We start from the raw sequence: 23,935 nt of genomic DNA, 5'->3' as shown, positions 1-23,935 counted from the left end.
AAAAGGGCTAGTGATAGTTCACGGTACCAAGTACTACGCGCGCGTGGCAGGGAAAGTTCCCTTGGTCACGCAGACGAAACTCAACCGTGACAAGAAATTGGAAGACTGTCGCCCTGGGAACGTTTAGTAGCACCCTTAAACAACAAAGGTTTACTTAAGGATTGCTACATCACTAGTTGCCTATAGCTTCACAGTTGTTATCCGATCGCGATCTTCGCACCCCCGAACTGGGCATTTATTATCTCCACCGGACGGTAACATAGGCCACACATGGGTGACTTAGATCACAAACGAGGCAGCTAGGCAAGAACTGTTCACAAGCCCCATGACCGTTCGCACCGGCTGCAAAGGCGCAGCCGGGACCACCCCCACTGTGGAGGTTTCCATTTTGAGAAGCACACTGCGCGACCCGTCCATGAGACGGTCCAAAGGACTGCAGAGAGTTGTGGGGGCGCTGTTCGCAGCCCTCATCACCGCTCTGTTGATCGCCGCCCCTTCGGCACAGGCAACCACCCCCTCGCCTTCGCCGTCCCCGACGACTTTCCAGAACAACATCAGCGGGTTCCTCCGCGATGATGCCCGGGCTCCCATACCCGGCGTCAAGATCAAAGCCACGGGCAACGGGTTTGAGGGTGAAGCCACCTCCGGAGCCAACGGAGCCTGGACCATCGGCGTTCCCGTCCAAGGCACCTACACCATTGAGCTGGACACCTCCACCTTGCCGGAGGGCATCGCACTGGCCGAGGGCCAGGACAATCCCCGCGATGTCACGTTCAGCCAGACGTCCAACTTGTCGGTGATCTTTGCCTTCGGCGAGGGCATCGTGGTCCAGCAACAGGACTTCGGCCAAAACCTCCTCAACCGCCTCGTCGCGGGCCTGAGCTTCGGCCTCCTCCTTGCACTCGCCTCGGTCGGCCTCTCCCTGATCTTCGGAACCACCGGCCTGACCAACTTCGCCCACGGTGAGATGGTGACGCTGGGCGCAGTACTGGTGTTTATGTTCAACGCCTTTGGGTTCCCCTTCTGGCTGGCCATCCTGCTTGCCCTGGTGGGCGGCGGTCTCTTCGGCTACGTCCAGGACGCAGGGCTCTGGCGGCCGTTGAGGAAACGTGGCTCAGGCTTGGTCCCCATGATGATCGTCAGCATCGGTCTCGCGTTGGCCATCCGCTACGTCATCCAGTTCTTCTTCGGCGGTGCAACGCAGCAGCTGCCCGGCGCCCAGAGTGCCGAGATCCAGATCGGCCCTGTTTCGATCTCCCCGAACAACCTGTGGTCCCTGATCATCAGTGCGGTGGTCATCGCCCTGATCGGCATCGTCCTGCTGAAGACCCGTCTCGGCAAGGCAACCCGTGCAGTAGCCGACAATCCCGCGCTGGCAGCCGCCTCCGGCATCGACGTCGACTCCGTTATCCGCATTGTGTGGATCGTCGGCGGCGTCCTCGCCTCCCTCGGTGGCATCCTGTGGGCGTACTACCGCCCTGGCGTCACCTTCGACATGGGCTCGCAAATCCTGTTGCTCATCTTCGCCGGCGTGACGCTGGGTGGTTTGGGAACCGTCTTCGGCGCCCTGATCGGCTCAATCGTCGTCGGCATCTTCGTGGAACTGACCACAGTGTTCGGCCTCCCCGCCGACCTCAAGTACGTCGGTGCCCTGTTCATCATGATTGTTGTTCTTCTGTTCCGACCGCAGGGTATCCTCGGCCGGCGTGAGCGTGTGGGTTAGGAGCGGGCCATGGACTTCGGATTTATTTTCTCCAGCGCCCTTGGCGAACTGTTCAGCCCGACGACGGCGGCCTACGCACTTGCCGCTTTGGGCCTCGCGGTGCACTTCGGCTACTCAGGCCTGCTGAACTTCGGCCAGGCCGGCTTCATGGCTGTGGGTGCCTACGGTTTCGCAATCTCTACCTTGAGTTTCGACGCCCCGTTCTTCCTTGCACTGATCATCTCTATTCTTTGCTCGGTGATCTTCGCGTTCATCCTGGGTATTCCTACGCTGCGGCTTCGTGCCGACTACCTGGCTATCGTCACCATCGCCGCCGCCGAAATTGTGCGGTACGTGGTCACTACCAACCAGCTCACCAGCGTCACAGGCTCCGCCAACGGCCTGGCAGCGTTCGAAAACACCTTCTATGCCATGAACCCCTTCCCTGAAGGGTCCTACATGGGCATGAACAACCGCGACTTCTTTATCCGCGTCGTCGGATGGGGCCTGGTCATCGTTTGCTGCCTCTTGGTGTGGCTCCTGATGCGCAGCCCCTGGGGCCGCGTCCTGAAGGGCATCCGCGAAGACGAGAACGCTGTCCGCTCGCTCGGCAAGAACGTTTACGCCTACAAGATGCAGGCGCTGGTCATTGGTGGCGTGCTCGGCGCCTTGGCGGGCATGATCTTCACCCTCCCCCGCGGCGCCGTCCAGCCGTCCAACTACGGCACAGAGCTCACGTTCTTCCTGTGGACCTGCCTCCTGCTCGGCGGCATGGCCACGGTCCTGGGGCCCGTCATCGGAGCCATGATCTTCTGGGTGGTACTCTCACTGACCCAGAGCCTGCTCTACGGCCTCATCGAATCAGGGGCAGTCACCTGGCTGACCACCGTCCAGGCAGGCCAGCTGCGCTACATCCTGGTAGGCGTTGCACTGATGCTCCTGATGATCTTCCGCCCGCAAGGCGTCTTCGGCAATAAGAAGGAGCTTGCTTTCGCATGAGTGAGACCAACGAACGCAACACCGAAAATATCGACTACATGACCGATTCGCGGCCCATCGCCGTCGGGGAGAATACCCCCGGCTGCAAGAAGCGCGATCCCATTGTGGTGGCAGAGGATGTCACACGTTCCTTTGGCGGCATTAACGCAGTGGACGTGGAATACCTGGAGATCCCCCGACACAAGATCACCGCCTTGATCGGGCCCAACGGAGCTGGCAAGACCACCTTGTTCAACCTGCTCACGGGCTTTGACACCCCCAACACGGGCAAGTGGCAGTTTGAAGGCAACAGCCTGGCCGGCGTCTCGTCGTACAAGGTTGCCCGTATGGGCATGGTCCGCACGTTCCAGCTGACCAAAGTGATGGGCAAGCTGACCGTCATGGAAAACATGCGCCTTGGTGCTGCAGACCAGCCCGGCGAACGGCTGTCCAGGGCCCTGTTCAAAGGCATGTGGGGAGGTCGCGAAAAGGAAATCACGGCCCAAGCCGACTTGCTGTTGGAGAAGTTCAAGCTGGATACCAAGAAGGACGACTACGCAGCGTCCCTCTCCGGTGGTCAGCGCAAGCTCCTGGAGATGGCACGCTCCCTGATGGTGAAGCCCAAGCTGGTGATGCTGGATGAGCCCATGGCCGGTGTGAACCCGGCATTGACACAGTCTCTGCTGGACCACATCAAGAACCTCAAGGCGGAGGGCATGACTGTGCTCTTCGTGGAGCACGACATGAACATGGTCCGCCACATTGCTGACTGGGTTGTGGTCATGGCCGAAGGCAAGGTAGTTGCCGAAGGACCTCCGGGCGAAGTCATGAAGAACCCCGCCGTCATCGACGCCTACCTTGGTGCCCACCACGATGTGGACCTTGGCGATGCTGAAGGCATCAAGGTGCTCGAGGCAGAACTCGAAGCTGACGAAGAGTCCGTAGTGGGAACTGAAGACGCCGGCATCCTGTCCGAGATCGAAGAAACCAAGAAGGAGGACGGGAAATGAGCAGCAGCACCAGCGCAATGCCCGCCTCGGCTGCAACGCCGGCCAGTGATTCCGTGGTCAAGGTTACTAACCTCGTGGCTGGCTACATTCCTGGCGTCAACATCCTCAATGGCTGCAGCATAGAGGCCCGCAAGGGTGAGTTGATAGGCATTATCGGCCCCAACGGCGCCGGCAAATCCACGCTCCTGAAGGCCATGTTCGGCCTGGTGAAGGTCCACTCCGGCACAGTGGTGGTTCGTGGCCAGGACCTCACGGGGTTGAAGGCCAACAAGCTGGTCACCCAGGGTGTGGGCTTCGTCCCGCAGACGAACAATGTCTTCGCCACACTGACCATTGAAGAGAATCTCCAAATGGGCATGTTCCAGCGGCCCAAGGACTTCTCCGAACGCTTCGATTTTGTCACCAGCCTCTTCCCGGAGTTGGGAAAGCGGCGTGCCCAGCGCGCGGGGTCCCTGTCCGGCGGCGAACGCCAGATGGTGGCCATGGGCAGGGCACTCATGATGGACCCGGCTGTGCTGCTGCTCGACGAGCCGTCGGCAGGCCTCTCCCCCGTCAAACAGGACGAGACCTTCCTCCGTGTCCATGAGATCAACCGCGCCGGAGTCTCGGTGATCATGGTGGAACAGAACGCCCGCCGTTGCCTGCAGATCTGCGACCGCGGCTATGTCCTGGACCAGGGCAAGGATGCGTACACCGGTACAGGCCGCGAGCTCATGAAGGACCCCAAGGTCATCCAGCTCTACCTGGGTACCTTGGCCGACGAGGTTTAATCGCCCCACACCCAAAGGACGGGCAAAGGAGGGCTCCGGAATATCCCGGGCCCTCCTTTTGCTTGCGACGGCTCCGGACCTCCCGCTCGTTGCGAGGCCCGCTCTGCGCCCCAAAAACACCCCTAAGCACGCACACCAGGCCCCACAACACGAGCCCACCATCCACATAGTCGGTGCGGCTATCACCTTCTTTGAACGGCGACACATAGTGACACGCCGAGGAATGCGGCGCGTCGGACGGGCTGCAGATTCAAAGTGGGTGGATGCCGCACGCCCCGCTCGTTGCGAGGCCCGCTCTGCGCCCCAGACACATCCCTAAGCACGCAGAGCGGGCCCCACAACACCGCTCACAGGGCCAGCAAGCGTTAACGCCCAACGGGTCCCCTTCCTTGTGAGGAAGGGGACCCGTTGCTAACTGCGGTCTAGTTGGCGTTCAGCTTAGAGCTTGCCGAACTCTTCGCGGACCGGCTTGTAGGTGTTGTCGTCCTGGTATTCGTAGATACCGATGTATGCCTCGGTGGGGTCGCCGGCATCGGAGAACGTTACCGGACCGGACTGGCCGTCGTAGTCGATGTCCTTGCCCTCGCGGAGCAGGGTGACGCATGACGGGAAGTCTGTGCACTTCTCGCCGCCTTCAGAGACTTCCTTGAGCTTGGCCGCGATGTCCGTGCCCTTGGTGCTCTTGGCTGCCTCAGATGCCAGCGCAATCAGGTTCACGGCGTCGTAGGACTCTCCTGCGTAGCTGTAATCCTTCAGGGCGGGATCGATCGCGAGGAGCTTCTGCTTGAAGGCGTCCTTGGCGAACGTACCGGGGATGGTTCCCTGTGCGCCCTTCATGGTGCCTGCCTGGAAGTCCTTGCTGTAGTCCGAGGTGTTGCCGTCAACCATGAACAGCTGCGTGGGCTTGACGCCCTTGCCGGTCATGAGGGGCACGATGCTCTTGGCCTGGTCGAAGGTGATCAATGCGATCGCATCCGGCTTGGCTGCGAGGACCTTGTCCACTTGGCTGCTGAACTGCGAATCACCTTCGTTGAAGAGTTCTTCTGCAACAACCTTGCCGCCGGCTGCCTCGAAGGCTTCCTTGACGTTCTTCTGCAGGCCGGTTCCGTAGGCGTCGTTGAGAACGATCATGCCAACAGTCTGGGCGCCACAGGTAGCCATGTAGTTACCGAGGACCTTGCCCTGCAGGACGTCGGACGGTGCCGTGCGCCAGTAGAGGCCCTTGTCGTCCCAGGTGGTGAAGTCAGGTGAGGTGTTCGCCGGGGAGAAGTGGATGACGCCAGCGCCGGTGATCTGGTTAATGACCGTCTTGGAAACGCCGGACGAGGCCGCACCGATTACTGCGCTCACACCCTGGCCCAGCAATGCTGTGGTGGACTGCGTGGCGATGTCGGTCTTGGTGTCACCGGAGTCGCGGTGGGTTACTTCCACCGGGGCACCCAAAACGCCACCGGCGTCGTTGACTTCCTTGACGCCGAGGTTGACACCGGCAATTTCAGGCGGGCCGAGGAACGCCAGCGACCCCGTTGTCGGCAGGAGCGATCCAAGCTTAAGCGGCGTAGCCGTGGTGGTGGTCGAGGGAGGTACAGGTCCCGTGTTGGTGGCAGCCTGGCTGTTGCCAGCTCCCGCCCCGCCGCTCGGTGCCGGGCAGGCGATACCTGCCGCGGCGGCGGATTGAGACCCAGTCTGGGTAGGTGTCGAAGACCCACCACAAGCTGTGGCCAAGAGAGCGACCCCAATGCCAAGCGCGGTTAGCTTGGCGGCTCGGGGCGCCGCTGGGGAAAGATCAAACATTCGTTGTCTCCTCGATCGAAAGGTGCGAACTGCCTTTGATGCGATTACTCAGGTGTTCCTGATTAAGACTCAAACTAGTGCAATTGCCCCGGGAACATAAGTGATTCAGGTCACATCCCTATAACACTCGTTGCCTGTGGGGAATCTACGAGCTTGCTGGGAAAAGTCACTGAAGAGGAGAACCGTGCACACGAAGCGAGAAAGAGCTCTCACCTTGCGTCTGTGCCCCAGGTGGGACTCGAACCCACAACACGCGGATTTTAAGTCCGCTGCCTCTGCCAATTGGGCTACTGGGGCGCCCGGACCATGGTATCCCAGCTAGAGCCGGTTGAATGGCGCGGCGTAGCGAAAGGTGCCCCGGACGCCGTCGGGCCATTCCGGTAGGGGTAGAAGCTGGAAGTGCTCGCCCCACATCGCCTCAGGCGGTTCAACGCCCATGGAGGTGGCTGGCACATAGCCGAAACGCGGATAGTAGAGCGGGCTGCCGAGCAAGGCGATTCCGGGTTCCCCGAGTGCCGTGGCACGAGCCGCCGTCTCGCGCATCAACGCCGAACCAACCCCGCGCCGCTGGAAGGGCGGAAGCACGCCTATGGGACCCAAACCCAGCAGTTCGAGCTCTCCGACCCAGGCCCGCGTGCTGATGGCGTGACCCACGATTTCACCGCCCATTTCCGCCACGATGCTGAGTTCCGGGACGTACTCGCTGCACTCAAAAAGCTCGCGCAAGAGCCCCACTTCAATCGGCGTGCCGTCAACGGGTTCACCCGTCACCGGGGAGACAGAAAACGCCCGTGCAGTCAGTTCCAGAATCTCGGCCCGGTCCTCGGGCCGCTCCGAACGCAGGACCACGCCGCGGGCAAGAAGCCGCAGCACGTCCATGGCCCGGCTGGCGTCCTCCGACGGCACCAGCAGGTGATCGTGATGGAAACCGGCCAGGACGTTGCAACTGATCCCTGCGTGCGTCAGCGCAGCACTGACAGCAGCAGTGAGCCCCACGGCTTCGAGGGCCGAATGGACCTGGAGCGTGATCCATGTGGCCACGAAATCGTAGCTAAGTCCCAAAGAATCGGCTTCGTCGCGGTGAAGGACCACCGTTAGGCCTTCGGCCTCGCGAACTGCCGCTTCGATGCCACCTTCCAAAGGCCGGCCGTGCGGCCAAAGAGCGTAAACGTAGTCGCCATCGCGGGCTACGGGATGAAGCGACTCCAGGAGCGTCTTCAGATCAGTTTCGCCGGACATGGCAACAGTCTAGGGGCAGCTTTGGCGCGCCCGCCCAGGCGACGCCGTTAAACGCCGACGGCGACCATCCCCCGCAAGGGGACGGCCGCCGTCGAGCGTGTACTACTTGGCGTCAGCAGTTACCGGAGTCTTGACTTCCTCGGCAACCGGCTTGGTTTCCACCGGTGCCGGAGCTGCAGCAGGCTTGGGAGCCGGCGTCGCTGCGGCCACGAAGGCACCGCGCGGGTTGTCCAGGTCCATCAGCGGCGTGGTGTCGCGGCCGGCGAAGAAGGCCAGGATCCAGCCGAGGATCACGCGGAACTTGCGTTCCACCGTAGGCATCGCCATGCCGTGGTAACCACGGTGGGCCAGCCAGGCGAGGCCGCCCTTGAGGCCGATGCGGCCGAGCAGGTTGATGTTTGCAACACCCTTCCACTCGCCGAAACCGGCTACAGCACCGAGGTTCTTGTGCTTGTAGTCGTGCAGCGGCTTGTCCCAGCGGGAGGCCCAGAGGTTCTTAGCGAGCTTCTTGGCCTGGCGCAGGGCGTGCTGGGCGTTGGGGACGCAGGTGCCGTCCGGCAGGCCCTTGCCCGTGAGGTCCGGAACAGCGGCGATGTCGCCGGCTGCCCAGGCGTTCTCCACGATGCCTTCGTCGCCTGCGATGCGCAGGTCAGGCAGGACGCGAACGCGGCCTCGCGGTTCCAGCGGGAAGTCGGTGGAGCGGATCATCGGGTTGGCCTGCACGCCGGCAGCCCATACCAGGGTGTCTGCTTCAACTTCACCGGCGGGGGTCTTGTCCGGGAGGTTGATCAGCTTGAGGTTGCCCTCGGCACTGTCAAGGGAAGTGTTCAGGAGTACTTCGATGCCGCGGCTGCGGAGGTGCTCCACAACCCACTCGGCCTGCGAGGCGGTGACCTCGGGCATGATGCGGCCCATGGCTTCAACCAGGATGAAGCGGACTTCTTCCTGGCGGATGCGGGGGTTGTTGCGCACAGCAGCGCGGGCGAGGTCTTCCATTTCGGTGAGGCATTCGATGCCGGCAAAGCCGCCACCCACCACAACGAAGGTCAGCGCCTTGGCACGCTCTGCGGGGTCAGTCATGGTGGAAGCTGATTCGATGCGCTCCAGCACCTTGTTGCGAAGTGCAACGGCTTCCTCGATGGTCTTCAGGCCGATGCCCTTGTCCGCGAGTCCCTTGATGGGGAACGTGCGGGTGATGGCGCCGGCTGCGATCACGACGTCGAAGTACGGGATCTCGAAGTTCTCGCCGCCGTCGGACGGGGCGATAACCGCGGTCCGGTTGGCGTGGTCGATGCTGGTGACGCGGCCCTGGATGAGCTCAGTCTGCTTGAGGTGCTGACGGTGGGAGACGACGGCGTGGCGTGCCTCGATGTTGCCACCGGCTACTTCCGGGAGGAAGGGCTGGTAGGTCATGTACGGCAGTGGATCAACGACGGTGACGATTCCGCCTGCGTTCGCGATCTTCTTCTGCAGTTTGAGTGCTACGTACAGGCCGACGTAGCCGCCGCCGACGACGAGAACCCGGGGACGGTCAATGAGCTCTGGGGTGGTTGCCATGAGTCCAGAGTACAGTACTTTGTGAAAATCTTCACTAACTACTTCCGGGCAGGCGGATCCACCTTCAAAAGGGCGCCTGTTTCGGCCTCCTCAGTAGCTACTGGCGGGTTCCGTAGGACCCTTCGCAGCTGGACCGCTGCACCTGCAACGAGAACAATGAACAACGCTCCAAAACCCAGAACGACGGCGGCAGGAAGGGCTTCGTCCACGGTGGCCGGCGTCTTCGCGACAGGGACAGTCGGATCGGCAAGCGTCGGAGCGGCGCTGGTAGGACTCGCCACGGGCGCTTGTGAGGGTTCGCTGAAGACGCCGCGGCGGTGGACGCGGATCCAGTCCGCGATGGAACCCAGCGGGTTGGTGCTGGTGGTGGGTACGTCGCTCTTGAGCGCGGCCTCAGCGTTGAGGATGCCATACCCATAGAGGGGGTCCTTGCCCGGGGCGCCGGCATCCTTGGCAGTGCTGACGATCCTGTTGATGACCTGGGTAGCGCTCATTTCCGGCCACTTGGAACGGATCAGTGCCGCCACACCTGAAACGATGGGTGCCGCACCGGAGGTTCCTGCCCACTCGGCATACGAACCACCGGGAATGCCGCCCACCAGTTTCTCCGCCGGAGCTGCTACTCCAATACTGATGCCCTGGGACGATGAGTCGACGCTGGCGCGTCCCTCGCCATCCAACCCGGCTACAGTGAGGACGCCGGGAATAGTTGCCGGGGCACCAACCTGCACGTTGCCACCCACCCGGTTTCCCGCTGCGGCAACAATCACCACATCCTTTTGCTCCGCGTACAGGAACGCTGCGTCCCAGCTCTGCGGCCAATCCGGCGAAGTACTGCCGAGGGAAATGTTGATGACCTTGGCACCGTTGTCCACCGCCCAGCGCACGGCTTCAGGTATTTGCTCCTGGTCCGTCTTGCCGCCCGGGTTGGGCGAACCGAGCCACGTTGAGATGGCGAGAATCTCCGCTTCGGGCGCCACGCCCGTGATCCCATCCGGTCCCCCGGCGGGCGGGGTGGTGGGTGGCGGTGGAGGTGCGGCCGGCTTTGGCGCTGCTGACCCTGACGCCGATGGCGATGGCGAGGGGGTGGGCGTGGTGTGGCCGCGCCCGGCGAGCATGGTTGCCACCAGGGTGCCGTGTTCGGTCTTGGCGCCGATACTCTTTTGTCCATTCGGAGCCCCGGCGCCGGAGACATCCGTCCCACCGACCACGACGCCCTTGAGGTCAGGGTGGCTCCCGTCAATACCGCTATCGATGATCGCGACCTTGACGCCGGCACCCTTGGACACCTGCCAGGCGTTGGTGACACCCGATTCCTTGAGCCAGTACTCCTTGTCGCGCCAAGCATCCGCGTTGGCTGCCGGCGCGGACAACAGCGCACCTGCAAGCGCCCCGCCGGCCAATGTGGTGGCAAGCGCAGCGGACAGGGTGCGTCGGTGCCGCAACGTCATTCGCCGTCCCGGATACTCAGGGCGATGCCGTCAAGAATGTCGTGTTCGCTGGAAACAGCCGCGCGAATGGTTCCGTTGCTGACCGTTTCCATCCGTGCCAGAATGCGGTGCCAAACCAAAGCTCCCGCTCCGATCACATCTACGCGTCCCGGGTGCATATAGGGAAGGGCAGCACGTTCTTCGCGCGTCATTTCCAGCAGGCTGGTGCATGCGTCGGTGATGGTTTCGACATCCAGCGAAGCACCGTGGATTCGGCCCGGCTCATATTCGCTCAGGCCCAATGCGTGCGCGGTGATGGTGGTGATGGAACCAGCCACCCCAACCACCGCTGTGGCGCGGCCGAGCGGTACCGTCCGAGCGGCAAGATCAAGTGCGGCATCGACGTCGGCCTCTGCTGCGGTGATTTGCGCAGCCGTGGGCGGGTCGCTGCGAAGGTGACGTTCAGTCAACCGCACGCACCCAATGTCCACCGAGCGCGCTGCGATAACGCCGCTGGAGTCGCCCAGCACGAATTCGGTACTCCCACCGCCCAGGTCCACCACTAGGATGGCGTCCTCCCCCGTGGCCGGCAGGACGCTGCTGGCTCCCGCGAAGGACAACGCAGCTTCCTCGTCACCGGAAATGACCTCTGGCCGTACGCCCAGGAGATCCCGGATGCCGTCCACAAAGACCTGGCGGTTACTGGCATCACGAGTTGCCGACGTAGCGGCGAAACGGACTCGTTCGGCACCGTGTTCCTGGATGAGCCGGGCGTAGTCCCGCGTAGCAGCAAAGGTGCGCTCCAAGGCCTCCGGAGCCAGCTCGCCCGTGGCATCGACGCCCTGGCCCAGCCGCACCACGCGCATTTCACGCACGACGTCGGTCAGCGGACCCTGCGCGTCCGGTAGTCCATCTGAGACATCAGCGATAAGCAGCCGGATGGAGTTGGTTCCGCAGTCAATGGCAGCCACGCGGCTCATGCGGTGCCTTCCTGCTCGTCAAGGGATTCAATCTTGGACTTCCGCACCGGCGCGGGACGCCCCACGATGTCAGGCAGCCCCTGCGGACCATGGCGGCTCAAATCCCGTGAAGGAGCCTCGCCGGCTGTGTCCCAGGCGCCGTCACAATAGCAACGGTCCTTGGTCCACCACTCCGTGATGGCATCCAGCGCCTCGTCCCCCAGCGGATTGACGCCCGGGCCGGCAGCCAACGAATGACCCACCAGGACATGCAGGCACTTCACGCGGGTGGGCATACCGCCAGCAGAGATACCGTCGATCTCGGGGACTGCCCCGGTGCCGGAGCGATCAGCGATCTGGTTGCGCGCCTGCAGATAGGCATCGTGGGCCCCGTGGTAGGCGCCGGCCAACTCCTGGTCAGCGGTCAGTCGCTCGTTCATCTCGTTCATGAGCCCGCCCGCTTCAAGGCGCGACACCGCGGAAGTGATGACGGGGTGGGTCAGGTAGAACGTGGTGGGAAACGGTGTTCCGTTGCTGAGCCGGGGAGCTGTCGCTGCCACCAAGGGGTTGCCGCAGACGCACCTCGCCGGGATTTCCACGACATCCCGGACCGGCCTGCCCAGCTGTCGGCTGAGTACCTCAAGATCGTGTGCTGATGGCTGGCGGGATTCCTGCGGCACGGCTGCCGTGTTCTCTTCCACTTGCGCTGCCAACCTTCCTGCCCCTTTTGTCGCGTCCCATGCGGACACGACGGCGGCGGGCACCGCGTCTAGTCAGTTGCCGATCGTCTGATTGACTCCCAGAGAGCATCCACCCAGGGCAGATTCTCCGGGTTTGCCGACGATCCGGAGCCGGTGCGGCCACCCGGTGTGCCGGCGGCTTCTTCTCCCCCAAACACCCAGTAACCTGTTTCACCCGGCATAACCATGTTAATGCGGTCGCGGGCCTGCTGTTTCACGTAGTTGGGGTCCTGCCACCGGGAGAGCTGTTTGTTCAGCTCGGTTTGCTCCGCTTTCCGGCTGGCAATTTCTGCTTCCAGTGCGGAGATTTCGGCGCGTTTCTCCAGGAAAATCTTCACGGTGGGGGCCAGCAGGATAGTGATGGCAATCATCACCACGGCCAGTGCGAGCATCCTCCCGGAGAACGCCTTGGCCGGCACGGGATCCAGCTCACCGTCATCCTTCGCCCCGGGCCATGGTTTTTCCTTGCCCTTGTCCGCAGCCTTCGTGGAAGTGCCTGCCGGCTTGCTCTCCTTGCCCGCCTTGGTACTGGTGGGCGTCTTGCTGTTGCCAGGGGCTTTGGCGCCAACCGCCGCCGTCGATGTCTTTGACGAAGCCCGCGGCCCGCCGAACTCGGCTTTAATGACGTCGGCGCCCTCGGAACCTGAGCCTTCAGACACCTTGCCGGCAGCGCCGCCTGCGCCGGCCGGACGGGCACCACTAGACGGACGGGCACCACTTGACGGGCGACCAAGGGCGTCGGCCCTGGGTACCTTTGGACGACGGGTGGCCATGACACTCCTGTAATGCCCGGTGCTTGCCTGGCGGGTTGCTGCGCTTGCTGTTGCTGACCTGGCCTGTGGTGAACAGAACCGGAGTTAAACAGAACCGGCGGCCATGGTCTTTCCACCATAGCCACCGGTTACGTGTTTTCGCTGAAGGCTAGCCCTTGAAACGCGGGAACGCGCTGCGGCCGGCGTAGCGTGCGGCGTCGTCGAGTTCTTCTTCGATGCGCAGCAGCTGGTTGTACTTGGCAACGCGCTCGGAGCGGGCCGGGGCACCGGTCTTGATCTGGCCCGCGTTGGTGGCAACGGCGATGTCAGCAATAGTGGTGTCCTCGGTTTCGCCGGAGCGGTGCGAGGTAATGGTGGTGTAACCGGAGCGCTGAGCCAGGGAAACGGCGTCGAGCGTCTCGGTCAGGGAACCGATCTGGTTGACCTTGACCAGCAGGGAGTTGGCCGTGGCCGTCTCGATGCCCTGCTGCAGGCGGACCGGGTTGGTGACGAAGAGGTCGTCGCCAACAAGCTGGACTTTGTCACCAATGGTGTCGGTGAGGGTCTTCCAGCCTTCCCAGTCGTTTTCGTCCAGCGGGTCTTCAATGGAAACCAGCGGGTAGTCGGCAACGAGCTCAGCGTAATAGGCGCTCATCTCGGTGGCAGTAAGTGCCTTGCCTTCGAACTGGTAAGCACCGTCCTTGTAGAACTCGGAAGACGCAACGTCCAAGGCAAGTGCGATGTCCGTGCCCGGGGTGTAGCCGGCGTTCTTGATGGCTTCCTGGATCAGGTCCAGTGCAGCGCGGTTGGACGGCAGGTTGGGGGCAAAGCCACCCTCGTCGCCGAGGCCGGTGGAGAGGCCCTTTTCCTGCAGGACAGCCTTGAGGTTGTGGTAAACCTCAACGCCCCAGCGCAGGCCTTCGGAGAAGGTCTCGGCACCGATCGGGGCAATCATAAATTCCTGGATGTCAACATCGGAGTCGGCGTGCGAGCCACCGTTGAGGATGTTCATCAGCGGAACGGGCAGGACGTGGGCGTTCGGGCCGCCCAGGTACTTGTACAGCGGCAGGTCAGCAGAAGCAGCAGCTGCGTTGGCCACGGCCAGGGAAACACCCAGGATGGCGTTGGCGCCGAGCTTGCCCTTGTTGGGCGTACCGTCCAGGTCGATCATGGCCTGGTCGATGCTGCGCTGGTCAGTGGCGTCGAAACCAATCAGGGCCGGGGAGATCTCGTCGATGACGGCGTCAACGGCCTTCTGGACACCCTTACCGAGGTAACGGCCCTTGTCGCCGTCGCGAAGCTCAACGGCTTCGTGCTCGCCGGTGGAGGCACCGGAGGGAACTGCTGCGCGGCCGATCTGGCCGTCGGAGAGCAGGACCTCAACTTCTACGGTCGGGTTTCCGCGGGAATCAAGGATCTCGCGTGCGTGGATGGCATCGATAAGCGCCATGGATGTGCTCCTTATGGGCGAATTACAGGAATGTGGAGGGAAATTCTCAACGTCCTCGTCGCTACTAGCGTAGTCGAGAGTGGCTTACGTTACGGCACAGCTTCCAACTGCTCACGTCATGAAGGCTGCGCCTGGTTGTTCTGAAACGATCGAACTGCGGCACGGAGGGCCCGTTCGGCGTCGAGTCCTTGCTCCCGGGCGCCCGCGACGACGGCGAGCAGCAGCTCCCCCAGCGCCTCTTCCGAGGCCGGGATGACAGGAAGTCCGACGGCGGCCAGTCGGCTTTGGGCGTCAACGGGCATGTCGGCGCGAACTGCCCGGTCGATGGACTTCTGCGCTCCTGCCAACGCCGGCAGATGGGGCGGAATCCCCTCGAAGGGGTCTTTCCGCTCCGGCTTCTCCGCGCGTTTGGCGGCGTCCCATTTGACGATGATTTCCTCGACGCTGGCCGGGAAACTCTCCTGCAGGGAACCGTCGGCTTTGAAGACGTGCTGGTTTCGTCGGACCATCTTGGCATTGATGCTGCGCGCCACGTCCCCGAAATCAAAGCTGCCGCGCTCCTCGGCGAGCCGGGCATGAAGCACTACTTGAAGCAGCACATCGCCCAGCTCGCCGCGGAGCTCTTCATCAACAGCACCGGCTTCGATCGAATCAACCACTTCGTAGGCTTCCTCGATCAGGTACTCCACCAGCGACTCGTGGGTCAGGGCGCCCATCCACGGGCAGTGCTCCCGCAAGGCAGCAATTGTCCCCAGCAGCTCCCCGACCTCGCAAGCTCGGCCAGGGACCCCGGCTGCTGTGGGCCCATGCAGCTCCGGGAGGCTGGAATCGTTAGCCGAGGTTGGCGTAGGCATCGTTGATGTACTCAACCAAGGCTTCACGCTCGTCCAGCGGCAGGAACGCTGCCTCGGCCGCGTTGAGCGTCAGCTCGAGCAGATCATCGAGGTCGTAGTCGAAGGTCTCCACCAGGAGTTCGAACTCGTCGGTAAGCGTCACGCCGCTCATGAGGCGGTTGTCAGTGTTGATGGTGACGTTGAAGCCGAGCTGGAAGAGCATGTCCACCGGGTGGCTTTCGATGCCGTCGCCAAAGCCGGAAATGGCACCGGTCTGGAGGTTGGAGGAAGGGCAGATTTCAAGGGCGATTCCGCGGTCGCGAACCCATGCTGCCACGCTGCCGATGGTCACCATGCCGATGGTGTCCTCGCCATCGTCGTCGGAGTTGTCCTCAAACTCCACCAAGATGTCCTCGGCAATCCGCACGCCATGGCCAAGGCGCAGGGCGCGGCCGTCCACCAGGGCAGACTGGATGCTCTCCAGGCCGGCAGCCTCGCCGGCGTGGACCGTCGCCGGGAAGTTGTTCTCGGCCAGGTACGTGAACGCGTCCTTGAAGCGGGACGGGAGGAAGCCGTCTTCAGCGCCGGCAATGTCGAAACCGACCGCGCCGTTGGCGCGGTGGCGGACGGCCAGCTCGGCGATCTCCTGGCCGCGATCAGCGTGGCGCATGGCAGTGATGAGCTGCCCGACCTGAATCTGCTGGCCGCGCTCTTCGGCGGAATTCATGCCGGCTTCCAGCCCGGTCTGGACTGCTTCCACAACTTCGTCCAGGGTCAGGCCCTGCTGCAGGTGCTGCTCAGGAGCCCACCGGACTTCGCCGTACACGACGCCGTCCTCGGCCAGGTCCTCCACGAATTCCTTGGCGACCCGGAACAGGCCTTCCTTGGTCTGCATGACGGCGACGGTGTGGTCAAAAGTTTCGAGGTAGCGGACCAGCGAACCGGAGTCAGCGGATTCACGGAACCATTCACCCAGCGCCACCGGATCGGTGGAGGGCAGGGTGTGGCCGGCGGCCTCAGCCAGCTCGATGATGGTGGCCGGGCGGAGGCCTCCGTCCAGATGATCGTGGAGGGAAACCTTGGGAAGGCTCTTCAGATCGAAGTCAAGGGCAGGGGCAGCGTCAAGAATGGGCTCAGTCACGTACTAAGACTAGTCCCCACTGCCGCCCTCGGCAGGTCCTTAGCCGGCAGGATTGGAGAGGTCGGCCCCGGCAACTGCTTTTTGCGACAGATTCGGCTCCGCTGCGGGATCTGTATTGCTTGCGGCCGCATCACGGGCCTGATCCTTCTTCTCAAGGTACTTATGCCACCAACGCAAGGCATGGTCCACCACGATTCCGAGGACCACGGCGAAGGCCACTGCAATTCCGACGCCGAGGAGCGGGTTGTGGTGCACCCACTGACCTGCGAGCAACCCAATGCCGATCGAGTAGCCAACCCACGTGATGCAGGCGAAGGCGTCCAGCCAGAAGAAGGTGCGGTGGCGGAATCCGGTCTGCCCGGCGACGTAGTTCACCGCTACCCGACCCCACGGAATGTAGCGGGCGGTGAAGATCAGGACCGCACCGCGCTTGTCCAACTCGTACTGTGCCCACGCGAACATTTTCTGGACCTTGGGTCGCCGCATCCACTTCCAGCGGGTGAGGCCGATCTTGCGGCCCAACATGTAAGCCATGTTGTCGCCGGCCATGGCACCTACCAACGCAGTTGCACCCAGGATCCACAGGTTGGGTTCTCCGCTGTGAAGGGACAGCGCCGAGAGACCCACAATGGCTGTTTCGCTGGGGAGAATCGTGGCGAATCCGTCAATGAAAAAGAAGACCAAAAGTACCGGGTATATCCAGGGCTGCCCGGCTGCATGCTCGAGCATTTGATTCAAAAACTCCACGCGGGGGTAGCTCCTAGACGAATGTGACTTGACGATGTGACGGAAGTCGCTCTAGTGTCCCACGGCCGGGACGTCGTTCGCTACGTCCCAGCCTTGGGATCACACGTTTAACGCTATCGGTTTGATGAGGTTGTGGTCGTCAACCGCCAGGCTGATCTTCCGGGGCATGAATCGTCATACCGTGGGTGGAGTCGGGGCGTCTTCCTCAGGAATGTTCTTGCCATCCAACGGCACTGATCCCCGGACTTTGCTGATGATGCGATCGATGATGATTCCCAGGATCACGGCTACCACGATCGCTATGACGGCACCCAGCAGGTGGTTGTCCTCGAACCAGACACCGAAGAAGTACCCGAGGATCACCGAATACGTTGCCCACAGGACGGCCGACATGGCGGTCAGGGCTACGAATTTGCGGTGGTGGAAGTGCGTTGCGCCGGCCGTCAGGTTGACCGCCACCCTGCCAATGGGGATGAACCGGGCCACCATGATGAGCGAGGCTGACCGGCGTCGAAGTTCCTTGCCCGCCCAACGAAAGGCGCCCTGCATCCGCTGGGTGCGCATCCAGCGCCAGCGTTGGATGCCAATGCGGTGTCCAATGATGTAGGCGATGTTATCCCCGGAGAACGCGCCGATAGCTGCCATCAAGCCCAGCAGCCACACGTTGGGTGAGCCGCTGCTGCCGGACACGGCACTCAGGCCCACCACCACGGATTCGCTGGGGATGGGCGGGAAGAAACCATCAATCACGCAGCAGGCCAGCACCAGGACCAACACCCACGGCTGTTCCGCCGCGGCGAGGATGAAATCGTTGATGCCCTGCACGGTTTCCTTACGATAGCCGGCTCCCCCACAGGCGCCGGATGGCTAGTGTCCCGGGCTGTTCGAGGAACAGCCCGGGACACTTAAGCCTAGGCGATGCGGTCGATGATCAGCTGATGCGCCGGGCGTGACCCTTCAGGAGCAATCACGACGGCACTCTGGAGCGCTTCCTTGGCCCGGTCGAACTTTTCCGGGGTGTCCGTCAGGAGCGTCATCAGCGGTTCCCCGGCACGGACCAACGCGCCGGGCTTGGCGTGCATGCGGACACCTGCCCCGGCTTGGACCTGGTCCTCCTTGCGGGCACGGCCAGCACCCAGGCGCCAAGCGGCAACACCAACAGAAAGGGCATCAAGTTCCACCAGGACACCGTCCGCTGGAGCGTAGAGGACCTCGGACTCCTTTGCCACCGGCAGCGCGGCCCGGGGATCTCCACCCTGTGCTTCGATCATCCGGTTCCAGACGTCCATGGCCCGACCGTCCTTCAGGGCAGCGGCGGGATCGGCATCGTGGATGCCGGCACCGGCCAGCATCTCCTCGGCCAGGCGGACGGTCAGTTCGACGACGTCTTCCGGACCGCCGCCGGCAAGGACCTCCACTGATTCCTCCACCTCGATGGCGTTACCCGCGGTCAACCCCAACGGTGTGGACATGTCCGTGATCAGCGCGACGGTGTGTACGCCTGCGTCCTTGCCCAAAGCCACCATGGTCTCTGCAAGCTCCCGGGCCCGTGCTTCGTCTTTCATGAAGGCGCCCGAACCCACTTTGACGTCCAGCACCAAGGAGCCTGTTCCTTCGGCGATCTTCTTGCTCATGATCGAGGAGGCAATCAGCGGGATGGCTTCCACCGTTCCAGTGACGTCACGCAAGGCATAGAGCTTCTTGTCCGCGGGTGCGAGCCCTGAACCTGCAGCACAGATGACTGCGCCCACGTCCTGCAGCTGGGCCATGATTTCGTCGTTGCTCAGGTTGGCCCGCCACCCGGGGATGGCCTCCAGCTTGTCCAGCGTCCCGCCGGTGTGGCCGAGGCCGCGGCCCGAAAGCTGCGGAACTGCGACACCGAACACGGCCACCAGCGGCGCCAAAGGCAGCGTGATCTTATCCCCCACTCCACCGGTGGAGTGCTTGTCGCTGGTAGCCTTCCGGCCGCCGTCGGGCCTTGTCAGGGACGAAAAGTCCATCCGCTCGCCGGAGGCGATCATGGCCGATGTCCAGCGTGAAATCTCGGCGCGGTCCATGCCGTTCAGCAGGATGGCCATGTTCAGCGCCGCCATCTGCTCCTCGGCGATCACGCCGCGGGTGTAGGCATCAATGGTCCAGTCGATCTGCTCGGGAGAGAGCGTGCCCTTGTCCCGCTTGATGGAAATGATCTGGACGGCGTCGAACGCTTCAGTGGTGGTCACGTGGTTTCCTCCAGATGTTCGGGACCAAAGGCGTCAGGAAGTACCTGGTCCATGGATTTGATTCCCTGCGTTGTCATGAGCTGCATTCCGGGCGCCCTGAATTCATAGAGCAGCTGGCGGCAACGCCCGCACGGCATGAGGATGTTGCCTTGCCCATCCACGCAGTAGAACGCGGCGATTTTGCCGCCGCCTGTCATGTGGAGCTGGCCGACCAGGGCACATTCGGCGCAGAGAGTCAGCCCGTAGCTGGCGTTCTCAACGTTGCAGCCGCTGACGATCCGGCCGTCCTCGGTGAGCGCCGCAGCCCCCACCGGGAACTTGGAATAGGGCGCGTACGCCTGTTGCATTGCCTGTTTAGCCGCGTCTTCCAAGGCCCGCCAGTCGATATCTTCCGCTGGCATCGTCAACCCTTCACGTACGGTATGCCGCTTGCGGCCGGTGGCCGCGACTTACCTACCAGGCCGGCGACGGCGAAGATGGTCACCAGGTACGGCAGCATGGCCATGAACTGGCTCGGTACCGGGGTGCCGATGATGCCCAGGATGGACTGCAGGTTGTAGGCGAAGCCGAACAGCAGCGAGGCCAGGAACGCGCCGATCGGATTCCAGCGCCCAAAGATCAGGGCAGCCAAGGCAATGAAGCCGCGGCCACCGGAGATGTCCTTGGTGAAGGAGTCGATGGTCACCAGTGTGAAGACGGCACCACCGATACCCGCAATGGCACCACCCAACGTGACGTTCCAGAAACGGGTTGCGTTGACGTTGATACCCAAGGTGTCAGCAGCCTGCGGGTGTTCACCCACGGCCCGGACGCGGAGGCCCCAGCGGGTCTTGAACAAACCAAACCACACCACGGCCACCGCAATGTACATGAGATAGCCAGCGATGGACTGCTCGAACAGGATGGGCCCGATGATGGGGATGTCCGAAAGCAGCGGGATCGGCAGGATGTCCAAGCGGCCCGGGGTATTGAACTGTTCCTTGTTGGGCACCATCAACGTGCCGTACAGGAAGCCTGTGAGGCCGGAGACCAACACGTTCAAAACCACACCGACGATGATCTGGTTGACCAGGTATTTGATGCTGAACACGGCCAGGACCATGGACACAGCAGCACCCGCCGCAGCGGCTGCAATCAGGCCGATGTAAGGGCTGCCCGTCATGGTGGCCACCAAGGCGGCAGTGAATGCTCCGCCCAGGAGCTGCCCCTCGATGGCGATGTTTACAACGCCCACACGCTCACAGAGCACGCCGGAGAGCGAGCCGAAGACCAGTGGGACAGCAAGTGTTACCGAGCCGGCAACGAGACCTGCCAGCGAGATGGAGGGCTGGCGGGCGCCTGCCACGATCCAAACAAGCAAGGCGAACACGAACACCACTGCAAACGCGATGGGCAGCCACTTGGGCGACCGCTCTCCTTGGGTCCAGAGGTAGATCGAGTAGGCGGCCATGGCCAGCAGCAGGATGCCGAGGACAATTCCGCCCACCTGTCCCGGAATCATCAGGGCAGGGACCGCAACGGCGTCGCCAGCGTCGCTGATCTTCATCTCTGCTGTCTGGTCCGGGCCAAGGAATCCGAAGAAGACCAATGCTATGAGCGCCAGGATGCCGAGGGTAAGCGGAACCTTCATGGAAGGCCGGAACGCCGGCAGGGCCGTTGATCCCGACTTGGGAGCGGTGGTTGTTGCGCTCACTTGGCACCTCCGGTGGCGTTGGCAAGGGCAGCTTTCGGGGCGGCCTTCGGTGTCTTGTTCTTGTTCTTCTTCTTGGGCTCAAGCCGGAAGATCGAACGGATGAGGGGCGGCGCGGCGATGAAGAGCACAATGAGCGACTGCACCACCAGCACGATGTCGATGGGCGTTCCGGTCTGGATCTGCATCTGTACTGCGCCTGCACGGAAAGCTCCGAACAGCAGTCCGGCAAAGAACGTCCCCCACGGTGTACTGCGTCCCAACAGCGCAACAGTGATCGCGTCGAAGCCGATCTGGGCAGCGACGCCGCCTGTCAGCACCTTTTCGGTGCCGGCTACTTGGGCAATACCACCGAACGCGGCGAGGGCGCCGGCCATGGCCATCACCAGGATGGTGGCGCGGGATACTTTGACGCCGGCGGTCCGCGCTGCGACGGGGTTGGCACCGACGGCACGGAACTCGAAGCCGATGGTGGATCGGTTCAGCAGCCACCACACACCGTAGGTCAGCGCGATTGCCACGAGGAAGCCCACGTGGAGTCGGGATCCGGGGATGAGGACGGGATACGTTGCCGATTCATCGAGGCGTGGCGAAATGGGGCTGTTGTCCCCCGGACGCCGGAACGCAGCAGTGTTCAGCAGGAAGTCGAGCAGGAACAACGCCACATAGTTCAGCATGATGGTGACGATGACTTCATGCGCGCCGGTCCGGGCCTTGAGGATGCCCACAATTGCACCCCACAGAGCTCCACCCAGGACGCCCATGATGACGACTACCAGCAGGTGCAGGCCGAACGGCAAGTGCCAGGCAAACCCTATGTAGGCAGCGAGGGTGGCGCTGATGATGATCTGCCCCTGGGCACCGATGTTGAACAAGCCGGCGCGGAATGCAAGTGCAACGCCAAGGCCGGCACAGATCAGCGGGGTTGCCACGGTCATGGTTTCGAGCAAGGGCTTGAAGCCTTCACGTGGATTGAACACAGCGCCTTGGAAGAGTGCAACGTAGCTCTCGGTCATGGCTGTCCACAACGCACTCAGGAAGTCCGTGGGGCGTGCGAACAAGTAGCCCGCGGTTTTTGCCACCTGGGCGTCCGTGCTGGCAATCAGCAAGCCGCCGAGGAAGAGCGCCACAATGACCGCCAGGACGGAGACAAAGCCGCTGCCCATCACGATCCGGCGCATGAGGCTGCCTTGCTGGTGTCCCGGGTCCCCACTTTGGGAGGAAACGGGCACTATGGAAGGTTCCAGCGTCCCTCCGGCGGTGTCCAGGGCGACGTCTGCCGCCCGCACTTCAGAAGTGAATTCCCCGGGTGTTTGGTCTTTGCCTGACTCGTCTTTAGTTGTCATCGGAGCCTCCTTCAGGGCCGACGCCGGCCATCATCAAGCCAAGGGTGTCGCGGGGTGTTCCAGCAGGGACAATGCCCACGAGCTTGCCTTTGTACAGCACGGCAATCCGGTCGGCGAGCTCAATGACCTCATCAAGCTCAGTGGAAACGATCATGACCGGCGTTCCGACGTCGCGCTCGGCAACGATGCGCTTGTGCAGGAACTCGATGGAACCAACATCCACACCGCGTGTGGGCTGGCTCGCGATAAACAACCGCAAGGGCCGGGACAGTTCCCTGGCCATGACAACTTTCTGCTGGTTGCCGCCGGACAAAGTTCCGGCAGCCGATGCCGCAGAAGGAGTCCGGATATCGAATTCCTCGATCTTGGCCTTCGCGTGCTCCGCAACCTTGGCAGGCTTCATGCTGATGCCACTGGCGAACGGTGCTTGGTCGTAAAGGTCCAGGACCAGGTTCTCTGCCACGGAGAACGGCCCAACCAGCCCGTCTACCGTCCGGTCCTCCGGAACAAACCCGACGCCGGAACGCAGCACGTCCTTGACGGGGAGGCCCAGCAGTTGCTTGCCATCAAGGGTCACGGAGCCGGTTACATGCTCCTGGATACCCAAGATGGCTTCGGTCAGTTCCGTTTGGCCATTGCCTTGGACACCGGCGACGGCGAGAATCTCACCTTGGGCGATGTCGAAGCTGATTCCGTCCACCACATTGGTGCCGTTCGCCGCGCGCACTGTCAGGTTTTCCACCACGAACGTGGTTTCCGTAGGCTGCGCGGGAGCTTTGTTCAAGCTCAGGCTCACCGGGCGCCCAACCATCATGGACGCCAGTTCCGTGGCTGACGCAGTGGGAGGCGCATCTCCCACCACCTTGCCGCGGCGGATGACGGTGATGACGTCCGAGACAGCCTTCACTTCGCGCAGCTTGTGCGAGATGAAGACGATGGACGTGCCGCCGGCTTTGAGTTGCCGCATGATGTCCAGGAGTTCATCGGTTTCCTGAGGCGTCAGAACCGCGGTGGGCTCGTCCAAAATGAGGACTTTCGCTTCACGCACCAGCGCCTTGATGATCTCGACGCGCTGTTGCACGCCCACGGGGAGGTCCTCCACCAAGGCGTCGGGATCGACGTCGAAGCCGTATTGATCGGAAATCTCCCGGATTTTCTTCCGGGTTTCGTCGATGCTGAGCACACCGCCGAACGTGGTCGGTTCCGCGCCGAGGGCAACGTTTTCCGCCACGGTAAAGACGGGGACCAGCATGAAGTGCTGGTGCACCATGCCGATGCCGGCCGCCATCGCGTCACCAGGTCCACGGAAATTGACCGGCTGGTCATTTACCAGGATCTGGCCGGCTGTTGGCTCATACAGCCCGTACAGCACGTTCATGAGGGTTGATTTGCCGGCACCATTTTCGCCGAGGAGGCAATGGATCTGGCCGGATTCGACCACGAGGTCGATGTCTTGGTTGGCGTAGAAGGTCCCGAAGGCTTTCGAGATCCCCTTCAATTCGAGTTTCACAACTCCCACCGTTCTGTGAGTCCGAGGGACGGCTGTACTGCTCCAAAGCCATTGGCTTTGAAGCC

The 23,935-nt window shown here is 62.6% G+C and carries 21 protein-coding genes and 1 tRNA gene; 4 read left to right on the top strand and 18 right to left on the bottom strand.

Annotation, left to right across the window (positions count from 1 at the left end):
* The first annotated feature begins 325 nt into the window (after positions 1-325).
* From ACNAOT_RS06660 to ACNAOT_RS06645, 4 genes are read left to right on the top strand one after another with little or no spacing between them, the layout of a single operon-like run.
* Positions 326-1,723 (top strand): branched-chain amino acid ABC transporter permease, encoded by a 1,398-nt coding sequence (locus tag ACNAOT_RS06660; protein ID WP_091466096.1) that lies wholly within the window; start codon positions 326-328, stop codon positions 1,721-1,723.
* A gap of 9 nt (positions 1,724-1,732) precedes the next feature.
* Complete coding sequence (locus ACNAOT_RS06655) at positions 1,733-2,701, top strand: branched-chain amino acid ABC transporter permease (RefSeq protein WP_420180492.1); 969 nt, start codon at positions 1,733-1,735, stop codon at positions 2,699-2,701.
* Positions 2,698-3,690 carry an ABC transporter ATP-binding protein gene (locus tag ACNAOT_RS06650; RefSeq protein WP_420180491.1) on the top strand — a complete coding sequence of 331 codons (993 nt, stop codon included), beginning with the start codon at positions 2,698-2,700 and terminating at the stop codon, positions 3,688-3,690. The genes ACNAOT_RS06655 and ACNAOT_RS06650 overlap by 4 nt, the downstream gene beginning before the upstream one ends.
* A complete protein-coding gene (locus ACNAOT_RS06645; protein ID WP_420180490.1) occupies positions 3,687-4,460 on the top strand; it encodes an ABC transporter ATP-binding protein in 774 nt (257 codons plus the stop codon). Before ACNAOT_RS06650 ends, ACNAOT_RS06645 begins: the two co-directional genes overlap by 4 nt.
* Positions 4,461-4,898: 438 nt before the next feature.
* On the opposite strand, the gene ACNAOT_RS06640 is transcribed toward ACNAOT_RS06645, so the two are convergent.
* The 18 genes from ACNAOT_RS06640 to ACNAOT_RS06555 form a co-directional block, all read right to left on the bottom strand.
* Positions 4,899-6,254 (bottom strand): ABC transporter substrate-binding protein, encoded by a 1,356-nt coding sequence (locus ACNAOT_RS06640; protein ID WP_420180489.1) that lies wholly within the window; start codon positions 6,252-6,254, stop codon positions 4,899-4,901.
* A gap of 223 nt (positions 6,255-6,477) precedes the next feature.
* Positions 6,478-6,551: transfer RNA gene (locus ACNAOT_RS06635), tRNA-Leu, on the bottom strand.
* Between the two features lie 21 nt (positions 6,552-6,572).
* On the bottom strand, positions 6,573-7,493 hold the full coding sequence (locus ACNAOT_RS06630) for an N-acetyltransferase (RefSeq protein WP_420180488.1): 921 nt from the start codon (positions 7,491-7,493) through the stop codon (positions 6,573-6,575).
* A 102-nt stretch (positions 7,494-7,595) separates the two neighbouring features.
* Complete coding sequence (locus ACNAOT_RS06625) at positions 7,596-9,050, bottom strand: NAD(P)/FAD-dependent oxidoreductase (protein WP_420180487.1); 1,455 nt, start codon at positions 9,048-9,050, stop codon at positions 7,596-7,598.
* 38 nt (positions 9,051-9,088) lie between these two features.
* Complete coding sequence (locus tag ACNAOT_RS06620) at positions 9,089-10,501, bottom strand: S8 family serine peptidase (RefSeq protein WP_420180486.1); 1,413 nt, start codon at positions 10,499-10,501, stop codon at positions 9,089-9,091.
* Positions 10,498-11,460, bottom strand: a complete 963-nt coding sequence (locus ACNAOT_RS06615; protein ID WP_420180485.1) for an exopolyphosphatase — start codon at positions 11,458-11,460, stop codon at positions 10,498-10,500. Before ACNAOT_RS06615 ends, ACNAOT_RS06620 begins: the two co-directional genes overlap by 4 nt.
* Positions 11,457-12,140 (bottom strand): DUF501 domain-containing protein, encoded by a 684-nt coding sequence (locus tag ACNAOT_RS06610; RefSeq protein ID WP_178997842.1) that lies wholly within the window; start codon positions 12,138-12,140, stop codon positions 11,457-11,459. The genes ACNAOT_RS06615 and ACNAOT_RS06610 overlap by 4 nt, the downstream gene beginning before the upstream one ends.
* Positions 12,141-12,208: 68 nt before the next feature.
* Complete coding sequence (locus ACNAOT_RS06605) at positions 12,209-12,952, bottom strand: FtsB family cell division protein (protein ID WP_420180483.1); 744 nt, start codon at positions 12,950-12,952, stop codon at positions 12,209-12,211.
* Positions 12,953-13,100: 148 nt separating this feature from the next.
* Complete coding sequence (gene eno, locus ACNAOT_RS06600; RefSeq protein WP_420180482.1) at positions 13,101-14,381, bottom strand: phosphopyruvate hydratase; 1,281 nt, start codon at positions 14,379-14,381, stop codon at positions 13,101-13,103.
* Positions 14,382-14,497: 116 nt separating this feature from the next.
* Positions 14,498-15,097: a MazG nucleotide pyrophosphohydrolase domain-containing protein gene (locus ACNAOT_RS06595; protein ID WP_420181134.1), complete on the bottom strand. Its 600-nt coding sequence runs from the start codon at positions 15,095-15,097 to the stop codon at positions 14,498-14,500.
* 115 nt (positions 15,098-15,212) lie between these two features.
* Entirely contained in the window at positions 15,213-16,355 is a 1,143-nt protein-coding gene (locus ACNAOT_RS06590; RefSeq protein ID WP_420180481.1) for an adenosine deaminase, read from the bottom strand.
* 39 nt (positions 16,356-16,394) lie between these two features.
* Positions 16,395-17,084, bottom strand: a complete 690-nt coding sequence (locus tag ACNAOT_RS06585) for a DedA family protein (protein ID WP_420181133.1) — start codon at positions 17,082-17,084, stop codon at positions 16,395-16,397.
* 192 nt (positions 17,085-17,276) lie between these two features.
* Positions 17,277-17,927: a DedA family protein gene (locus ACNAOT_RS06580; RefSeq protein ID WP_091466072.1), complete on the bottom strand. Its 651-nt coding sequence runs from the start codon at positions 17,925-17,927 to the stop codon at positions 17,277-17,279.
* An 86-nt stretch (positions 17,928-18,013) separates the two neighbouring features.
* Positions 18,014-19,324: a thymidine phosphorylase gene (locus tag ACNAOT_RS06575; protein WP_420180480.1), complete on the bottom strand. Its 1,311-nt coding sequence runs from the start codon at positions 19,322-19,324 to the stop codon at positions 18,014-18,016.
* Positions 19,321-19,725 carry a cytidine deaminase gene (locus ACNAOT_RS06570; protein ID WP_420180479.1) on the bottom strand — a complete coding sequence of 135 codons (405 nt, stop codon included), beginning with the start codon at positions 19,723-19,725 and terminating at the stop codon, positions 19,321-19,323. The genes ACNAOT_RS06575 and ACNAOT_RS06570 overlap by 4 nt, the downstream gene beginning before the upstream one ends.
* 2 nt (positions 19,726-19,727) lie before the next feature.
* Complete coding sequence (locus tag ACNAOT_RS06565; protein WP_420180478.1) at positions 19,728-21,017, bottom strand: ABC transporter permease; 1,290 nt, start codon at positions 21,015-21,017, stop codon at positions 19,728-19,730.
* Positions 21,014-22,360: an ABC transporter permease gene (locus ACNAOT_RS06560; protein ID WP_420180477.1), complete on the bottom strand. Its 1,347-nt coding sequence runs from the start codon at positions 22,358-22,360 to the stop codon at positions 21,014-21,016. Before ACNAOT_RS06560 ends, ACNAOT_RS06565 begins: the two co-directional genes overlap by 4 nt.
* Positions 22,350-23,870, bottom strand: a complete 1,521-nt coding sequence (locus tag ACNAOT_RS06555; protein WP_420180476.1) for an ABC transporter ATP-binding protein — start codon at positions 23,868-23,870, stop codon at positions 22,350-22,352. Before ACNAOT_RS06555 ends, ACNAOT_RS06560 begins: the two co-directional genes overlap by 11 nt.
* Between the last annotated feature and the right edge of the window lie 65 nt (positions 23,871-23,935).

This window comes from Paenarthrobacter sp. TA1.8, from assembly GCF_048595705.1.
GTDB lineage: Bacteria > Actinomycetota > Actinomycetes > Actinomycetales > Micrococcaceae > Arthrobacter > Arthrobacter nitroguajacolicus.
The sequence above is the reverse complement of the archived record's forward strand: the minus strand, read 5'-3'. Positions and strand labels throughout refer to the sequence as shown.

Excerpts from the sequence above, each read along its gene's own strand:
- ACNAOT_RS06595 (WP_420181134.1), bottom strand. The coding sequence starts at position 15,097 with ATGGGCGCCCTGACCCACGAGTCGCTGGTGGAGTACCTGATCGAGGAA.
- ACNAOT_RS06615 (WP_420180485.1), bottom strand. The coding sequence starts at position 11,460 with ATGAGCCGCGTGGCTGCCATTGACTGCGGAACCAACTCCATCCGGCTG.
- ACNAOT_RS06650 (WP_420180491.1), top strand. The coding sequence starts at position 2,698 with ATGAGTGAGACCAACGAACGCAACACCGAAAATATCGACTACATGACC.
- ACNAOT_RS06560 (WP_420180477.1), bottom strand. The coding sequence starts at position 22,360 with ATGACAACTAAAGACGAGTCAGGCAAAGACCAAACACCCGGGGAATTC.
- ACNAOT_RS06645 (WP_420180490.1), top strand. The coding sequence starts at position 3,687 with ATGAGCAGCAGCACCAGCGCAATGCCCGCCTCGGCTGCAACGCCGGCC.
- ACNAOT_RS06640 (WP_420180489.1), bottom strand. The coding sequence starts at position 6,254 with ATGTTTGATCTTTCCCCAGCGGCGCCCCGAGCCGCCAAGCTAACCGCG.
- ACNAOT_RS06605 (WP_420180483.1), bottom strand. The coding sequence starts at position 12,952 with ATGGCCACCCGTCGTCCAAAGGTACCCAGGGCCGACGCCCTTGGTCGC.
- eno (WP_420180482.1), bottom strand. The coding sequence starts at position 14,381 with ATGGCGCTTATCGATGCCATCCACGCACGCGAGATCCTTGATTCCCGC.
- ACNAOT_RS06570 (WP_420180479.1), bottom strand. The coding sequence starts at position 19,725 with ATGCCAGCGGAAGATATCGACTGGCGGGCCTTGGAAGACGCGGCTAAA.
- ACNAOT_RS06585 (WP_420181133.1), bottom strand. The coding sequence starts at position 17,084 with ATGCTCGAGCATGCAGCCGGGCAGCCCTGGATATACCCGGTACTTTTG.
- ACNAOT_RS06625 (WP_420180487.1), bottom strand. The coding sequence starts at position 9,050 with ATGGCAACCACCCCAGAGCTCATTGACCGTCCCCGGGTTCTCGTCGTC.
- ACNAOT_RS06630 (WP_420180488.1), bottom strand. The coding sequence starts at position 7,493 with ATGTCCGGCGAAACTGATCTGAAGACGCTCCTGGAGTCGCTTCATCCC.
- ACNAOT_RS06620 (WP_420180486.1), bottom strand. The coding sequence starts at position 10,501 with ATGACGTTGCGGCACCGACGCACCCTGTCCGCTGCGCTTGCCACCACA.
- ACNAOT_RS06660 (WP_091466096.1), top strand. The coding sequence starts at position 326 with ATGACCGTTCGCACCGGCTGCAAAGGCGCAGCCGGGACCACCCCCACT.
- ACNAOT_RS06655 (WP_420180492.1), top strand. The coding sequence starts at position 1,733 with ATGGACTTCGGATTTATTTTCTCCAGCGCCCTTGGCGAACTGTTCAGC.